Raw genomic sequence first — 7,193 nt, forward strand, 5'->3', positions numbered from 1 at the left:
GGGCTGCGGTGGTGGTGAGGCTGGCCACGGGGAGACCTTTCGTCCGGAGGTCGGCGCGGGGGGACCCCGAACCCCCTGGAGCAGCCCCTTCATGGCCATGCAGCCCTGGTTCCCCGACGCCAAGTTCGGCATCTTCGTCCACTGGGGCGTCTACGCCGTCGACGGCGTCCAGGAGTCCTGGTCGTTCTTCGAGGGGGACGTGCCGCACGCGACGTACATGGCCCAGCTGGACCGCTTCACCGCCCGGAGCTACGACCCCGGGGCGTGGGCGGACCTCTTCGCCCGGGCCGGGGCCCGGTACGCCGTCCTCACCTCCCGCCACCACGACGGCGTCTCCCTGTGGGACACCGCCGAGGGCGACCTGAACGTCGCCGCGCACACCCCCGCCGGCCGCGATCTCGTCGGCCCGTACGCGGACGCGATGCGCGGGCGCGGCATCAAGGTCGGGCTGTACTACGCCCACAACGACTGGAACCACCCCGACTACCCCTCCACCCGCTACGAGGGCCGCCCGCCGGAGTTCCCCGACAACCCGTACGCCGAGGTGCCCAAGGAGCGCGAGGACCTTGCCGCCTGGGCCCGCTACCTCGCCTACCGCGACGCCCAGGTCCGCGAGCTGACCACCCGCTACCGGCCCGACCTGCTCTGGTTCGACGGCGAGTGGGAGCGCACCGAGGAGCAGTGGCGGATCAAGGACCTCGCCGCGCTGATCCGCTCCGAGGTCCCGGACTGCGTGCTCAACGCCCGCATGCTCAGCGAGGGCGACTACGCCACGCCCGAGCAGGGCGTGCCAATCGAACCGCCGCCCGGCCCCTGGGAGCTGTGCCTGACCTTCAACGACTCGTGGGGCTACCGGCACCACGACCACAACTACAAGTCGACCGCCCAGCTGGTGCGCTACTTCGCCGAGACCATCGGCGGCGGGGGCAACCTGCTGCTGTCCGTCGGCCCGAAGGAGGACGGCACCATCCCCGCCGAGCAGGTGGAGCGGCTGGAGGGCATCGGCGCCTGGATCGCCCGGCACGCCGACGCCGTGTACGGCACGGTCCGCGGTCTGCCCGCCGGCCACCACTACGGGCCCAGCACCCTGTCCGCGGACGGCCGCACCCTCGACCTCACGGTCTTCGACATCCCCCGCGGCCCCGTCGGCGTCCGCGGACTGCGCACCCCGGTCCGCCGGGTCAGCGTCCTCGGTACGGGCACGGAACTCGGCCACCAGGTCGTCGGCGGGCTGCACGAGGTGCCCGGCGTGCTGTGGATCGACCCGCCCGCCGGCGCCGATCTGGACGAGTACGCGACGGTCCTCGCCGTCGAGCTGGACGGCGAGCTGGACCTGTACCGGGGCGCGGGGCGGTTCTGACCGCCGGCGTTCATCCGGCACCCACTCCCCGTACGACCGGCGCACCTACCGTCCGACTGCACGCCCCCGCTTCCCGACCCCCCCGCGCACTCACGTCCGACTGCACGCCCCGAACGACCAGCGCCCGCACGCCCGACTGCACCGCCCCACCCAACCCCCGGAGTGACCCATGTGCACGTCCCACGCCGCCGGCCAGGAGGCCCCGCAGGCCGCCGCCGGCCGCCGCGCCTTCCTGCGCGCCACCGCCCTCGCCGGCGCCGCCACCGCGATCGGGGGCATCGGCACCGCCGCCGCACAGCCCGCGGCCGCGGCCGGGAGCGCAGCGGCGGGGTGGCGGCCCGACCCCGACAGCTCCCGCTTCACCCTCGCCGTCATGCCCGACACCCAGCACCTGCTCGACGGGCCCAGCCTCCACCGCGAGCCGGTGGAGGCGTCGCTGCGCTATCTGCTGGACCACCAGCGCGACGAGAACATCGTCTTCCTCTGCCACCTCGGCGACATCACCCAGAACGGCACCGAGGCCGAATTCGCCGCCGCGGGCCAGGCGTTCGGCCTGCTCGACGAGGCGGGCGCCGGCTACAGCATGCTCGCCGGCAACCACGACGTGCGCTCCCGCACCGACGACCAGCGCGGCCCCACCCCCTACCTGGCGACCTTCGGCCCCGAGCGCGCCGGCAGGCTCCCGACCTTCGGCGGCGCCTCCCCGGACGGCTACAACACCTTCCACCTGTTCCGTGCCGGCGGGCGCGAGTGGCTGCTCCTCGCCCTGGACTGGCGGCTGTCGGACGCCGGTTTCGCCTGGGCCCGCAAGGTCCTCGCCGACCATCCCGAGGCCCCCGTCATCCTCACCACCCACGAGCTGCTCGCGCCGGGCGAGAAGGACCCGGGCAGCGGCGAGCTGTCGGAGTACGGGCAGCGGCTCTGGGACGAGCTGATAGCCGGCCACGACCAGATCTTCCTCACCCTCAACGGCCACTTCTGGCCCACCGCCCGGACGGTCCGCAGGAACCACGCCGACAACGATGTCCACCTGCATCTGACCAACTACCAGAACCGCTACTACGGCGGCTCCGCGATGATCCGCCTCTACCGCTTCGACCTCGCCCGCGACACCATCGACGTGGAGACCGTCTCGCCGTGGATCCTCGGCCGGGCGGGCGAGGGGCTGAACGCGCTGGAGCGCCAGGAGATCGAACTCACCGGCCCCGACGACCGGTTCAGCGTCCCCCTCGACTTCGCCGCGCGCTTCGCGGGCTTCGCCCCCGTCCCCGCCCGGCCGGCGCGCCCCGCCGCCGAGCTGGTCACCGCGGCCACCCTGGCGTACTGGCGCTTCGACGGCGGCCGGGACGGGACCGCCGTTCCCGACACCGCCCGCGTGAAGGACCTGACCGGCCGCGGCAACGACCTCGTCAAGGTCACCGTCCCCGGCAGCTCCGCCCGCGCCCTCACGTACTCCGCCGCCCACCACCCCGACCAGCCCGCGCACGGCAGCCTCCGCTTCGACGGCTCCAAGCCGCCGCTGCAGGGCGCCTATCTGCGTACCGTCGACGGGGCGCCGCTCAACGCGGCCGACCTCCGCGACGGCTACACCGTCGAGGCGTTCTACCGGCTCCCCACCGACTGGGACCCCTCCCGCAACGCCTGGTCGGCGCTGCTCGGCCGGCGCGGCACCGGCGGCGCCGCGGGCAAGGCGGACGGCGACCCGGACGAGCCGCTCGCCACCCTGTCGATCTCCAACGACCGCGAGGCCCAGTGGGCCGTCCGCCCCCTCGACCAGCAGGGCATCAGCACCAACTGGAGCCACGAGACACCCCTCGACACCTGGTGGCACCTCGCCGTCGTCAACGACGGCACCCGCACCGTGATGTACGTCGAGGGCTGCCCAGTCGCCGCCAACCCCACCGCCCCCGCCCGCGGCCTCACCACGCTCGGCCTGTCCTGGCTGCTCGGCGGCTACGAGTACGGGGGCGCCGTCGACCAGGTCTTCCAGGGCCACCTCGGCGACGTACGGATCACCGACGGCCCGCTGCCCGTGTCCGCGTTCATGAACCGCTAGGAGCACCCGCATGCCCACGCACGACGACCGCAAGCTGCCCGTCTGGGCCGACCCCGAGGTCCCCGCGTCCGCGCTCAGCGCGCAGGGCCTGTCCCGCCGCGGACTGCTGCGCCGCGCCGGGCTGTTCGGCGCCGCCTTCGCCCTCGGCTCCGCCGCCGCCCCGGCCGCGTACGCCGACGAGCGCGCCCCGCAGACCGGCGGCGGCGACCCCGAGCTGGCCTGGCTGGTGGGCGACCACCACATCCACTCGGTCTACAGCCACGACGCCAAGTACACCTTCAGCCAGCTCGCCCAGGCCGGCGCCCGCTACGGCCTGGACTGGATGGTCTTCAACGAACACTCCAACTTCGGCCACGCGCGCTACGGCGCCCAGCTGGAGCACCAGGAGATCCTGAAGGCCCGGGCCGAGAACCCGCGCCAGCTGATCTTCCAGGGCCTGGAGTGGTACATCCCCGCCGCCGAGCACTGCACCGTCTTCTCCGCCCCCGGCCCCAACGAGGTCGACCTGCTCACCCGGTTCGAGCTGGCGTACGACGGCAAGCTGCTCGGCTACGACAAGGGCGGCCCCACCCACCCCGACACCCCGCGCAACGAGGCGCACGCGGTGAAGGCGCTCCAGTGGCTGGCCGAGCAGAAGCGCACCGGCTTCGTCGACGACGTCCTGGTCCTCGCCAACCACCCGATGCGCCTGGGCATCGACTCCCCGCACGAGCTGCGCAACTGGCGCGACGCCGCCCCCGGCATCGTCATCGGCATGGAGGGCGCCCCCGGCGCCCAGGGCGGCGGCATCCCCGGCTGGCGCGGGCCGAACTCCATGCGCGGCGAGTACGAGAACGCCCCCTCCGACAACTCCTGGCCCGGCTACCCGCGCGACGCCTACGTCACCTACGGCGGCTTCGACTGGGTGACCGCCACCGTCGGCGGCATGTGGGACGCGATGCTCTCCGAGGGCGGGCTCTTCACCATCACCTCCAACTCCGACGTCCACCGCGTCGTCTTCGACACCTGGAAGAACGGCGACTGGGCGCCCGGCGCGAACTTCGACAACACCGGCCGCATCCCCGACCCGGTCGACACCGACGAACCGCAGCCCGGCGGCGACTTCTGGCCCGGCCAGTTCAGCCGCACCCACGTCGGCGTCACCCGCTTCGGCTACCGCTCGGTGATGTCCGGGCTGCGCGCCGGCCGGGTGTGGGTCGACCACGGCCACCTCCTGGACGGCATCGACGTCCGCCTGAGGCGCGCCGACGCCACCGGCGCGGGCGCCACCCTCGGCGGCCGGCTGACGGTGCGCCCCGGCGAGAAGCTGGAGCTGGCCGTCACCGTCACCACCGCCTCCCGCGTCAACCCGCACGGCATCCTGCCGCAGCTCGCCCACGTCGACGTGATCCGCGGCGCCGTACGCGGCCCGGCCGCCGACCGCGACTCCTGGCGCGCCCCCGACACCCGGGTCGCGCACACGGCGGACGTGACCGGCCGCACCGGCACGTACACCCTGCGGATCCCCGTCGTGGCGGGCGACGAGCCGTTCTACGTCCGGCTGCGCGGCAGCGACGGCAACCGCGGCGGCGCCGGCTATCTGGGCGCGGACATCGACCCGTACGGCCCGATCGCGCACGAGCCCGGCAACGGTGACCCGTGGATCGACACGTGGTTCTATACGAACCCCGTCTTCGTGGACGTGGCCGGCTGACGGACCGGGAACAAGAGAAGAGAACCCGCGACATGAACACCCCCGACGCCCTCCCGCGGACCCTGCGCGCCGCGCTCGCCGAAGGGCCGCCGCCCGGCGGTCTCGAGGCGGTCCGGCACGTGGTGATCCTGATGCAGGAGAACCGCTCGTTCGACCACTACTTCGGCACGCTGCCCGGCGTACGCGGCCTCGCCGACCGCAACGCCGTCCAGCTGCCGTCGCGCGCCCTGGTCTACGAGCAGACCGACGGGGAGCGGACCGTGCGCCCGTTCCTCGCGCGGGACGCCGCGGGGTCGGCGGACCTGGCGACCTTCCACGAACTCGACCACGGCTGGGAGACCGCCCAGGAGGCGTGGCACGGCGGCTGGATGGACCGCTGGGTGCCGGCGAAGACCGCGGCGACGATGGCGCACCTCGACCGCGCCGACATCCCGCTGCACTTCGCGCTCGCCGAGACCTTCACGGTCTGCGACGCGTACCACGCCTCCATCCACAGCTCGACCAGCCCGAACCGCAACTACCTCTGGTCGAGCGTCTCCGCCGGGGAGCCGGACGGGCGCCGCGCCGTGGACAACGACGCGTACGAGGAGGACGTCCACCCGGGCTATGCCTGGCCCGCCTACGCGGAGCTGCTGGAGCGCGCGGGGCGGACCTGGCGGACGTACAGCGAGTGGGAGAACTACACCGACAACCAGGTGGAGTTCTTCGCCGTCTTCAAGGCCGTCGCCCGCAAGGCGCTGGCCGCGACCGGCGGGCACACGTACATGGAGTCCTTCTACGCCGCCGTACGGGAGACGGCCGACCCGGCCGAACGGGAGCGGCTGCTCGGGCTGCTGGAGGAGGGCGTCGCGCGCCTGCGCCCGGCGGAGCGGAGCCTCTTCGAGCGCGGCCTGCGCCGCCTGCCCACCGGCACGCTCACCGACGCCTTCGCCAAGGACGTCGCGGAGGGCCGGCTGGCGGAGGTGTCGTACGTCGTGCTCCCGGCCGACCAGTCCGAGCACCCCAACGTGTCGTCGCCGCAGGCCGGGGCGAGTGCCCTGTACGGGCTGCTGGACGCCCTCGGCGCGCACCCCGAGGTGTGGCGGCACACCGTCTTCCTGCTGACGTACGACGAGAACGACGGCCTGTTCGACCACGTCCCGCCGCCGGTGCCGCCGCCGGACGAACCGGGGGAGTGGTGGCAGGGCCAGCCCACCGGGCTGGGCATGCGGGTGCCCATGGTCGTCGTGTCGCCGTGGTCCGCGGGCGGGCACGTGTGCTCCGAACTCTTCGACCACACGTCCGTCAACCGCTTCCTGGAGCGCTGGACGGGCGTGCGCGACCCGAACGTCTCCGCCTGGCGCCGCCGGGTCACCGGCGACCTGACGTCGGCGTTCGACTTCGCGGGCGGCCCCGCCGTCCCGCCGCCGCCGGGCACGCGCCCCGCCCGCCCGCTGCCGTACCGGCCGGAGGTGCGGGCGACCGTGGCGGACGGCTGGGCCCAGGTGGTGCTGGAGAACTCCGGCTCCCGCAGCGCGCACTTCGCGCTCTACCCGTACGCGGGGGAGTTCGCCGTACCGCAGCACCAGGACGTGGACGTGGCCGGCGGCTGGACCTTCCCGGTGCGGGACGAGTACCGCTTCACGATCACCGGGCCGAACGGCTTCCGGCGCGAGTTCGCCGGTGCGGCGGGCGACGGCGCCGAGGTGGCGTCGCAGGCCGACCCGGTCACCCGGGAGCTGCGGCTGACCCTGACGAACACCGGGGACACCGCCCGCACCCTGCACGTCCACGCCCTCGCGTACGCCCAGCAGGCGCCCTCCCGGCGGGTCCCGCTGCGCCCGGGTGAGACGGCGAACGTGGTGTACGCGGCGGCCGACGCGCACGGCTGGTACGACCTGGCGGTCACCGCCGAGGACCTGCCGGCGTACCACCGGCGGCTCATGGGCCACGTCGAGAACGGGCAGCCGAGCGTCACGGGCTGACCGCGAACGCCGAAGAGGGGGCCGGCGCCCGGCCGCACGAAGCGCAGCAGCACCCGGTTGCCGAACTCGTCGCCCCCGGTGAACGACAGCCCCTCGCCGGTCATCGCGTCCTGTACGGCC

General features: G+C 73.9%; 4 protein-coding genes. All 4 read left to right on the plus strand.

Features of this window, described 5'->3' with window-relative positions; all coding sequences use genetic code 11:
- The first annotated feature begins 91 nt into the window (after positions 1-91).
- The 4 genes from AB0M28_RS39140 (at position 92) to AB0M28_RS39155 (ending at position 7,073) form a co-directional block, all read left to right on the plus strand.
- On the plus strand, positions 92-1,360 hold the full coding sequence (locus tag AB0M28_RS39140) for an alpha-L-fucosidase (protein ID WP_365415388.1): 1,269 nt from the start codon (positions 92-94) through the stop codon (positions 1,358-1,360).
- 169 nt (positions 1,361-1,529) lie between these two features.
- Complete coding sequence (locus tag AB0M28_RS39145) at positions 1,530-3,416, plus strand: LamG-like jellyroll fold domain-containing protein (RefSeq protein ID WP_365415390.1); 1,887 nt, start codon at positions 1,530-1,532, stop codon at positions 3,414-3,416.
- A 10-nt stretch (positions 3,417-3,426) separates the two neighbouring features.
- Positions 3,427-5,109, plus strand: coding sequence for a histidinol-phosphatase (locus AB0M28_RS39150; protein ID WP_365415391.1), 1,683 nt, complete (start codon positions 3,427-3,429; stop codon positions 5,107-5,109).
- A 32-nt stretch (positions 5,110-5,141) separates the two neighbouring features.
- On the plus strand, positions 5,142-7,073 hold the full coding sequence (locus tag AB0M28_RS39155; RefSeq protein ID WP_365415393.1) for an alkaline phosphatase family protein: 1,932 nt from the start codon (positions 5,142-5,144) through the stop codon (positions 7,071-7,073).
- Positions 7,074-7,193 lie beyond the last annotated feature (120 nt).

It is taken from the genome of Streptomyces sp. NPDC051940 (assembly GCF_040680895.1).
GTDB lineage: Bacteria > Actinomycetota > Actinomycetes > Streptomycetales > Streptomycetaceae > Streptomyces.

Coding starts and splice junctions, on each gene's coding strand:
- AB0M28_RS39150 (WP_365415391.1), top strand. CDS start 3,427: ATGCCCACGCACGACGACCGCAAGCTGCCCGTCTGGGCCGACCCCGAG.
- AB0M28_RS39140 (WP_365415388.1), top strand. CDS start 92: ATGGCCATGCAGCCCTGGTTCCCCGACGCCAAGTTCGGCATCTTCGTC.
- AB0M28_RS39155 (WP_365415393.1), top strand. CDS start 5,142: ATGAACACCCCCGACGCCCTCCCGCGGACCCTGCGCGCCGCGCTCGCC.
- AB0M28_RS39145 (WP_365415390.1), top strand. CDS start 1,530: ATGTGCACGTCCCACGCCGCCGGCCAGGAGGCCCCGCAGGCCGCCGCC.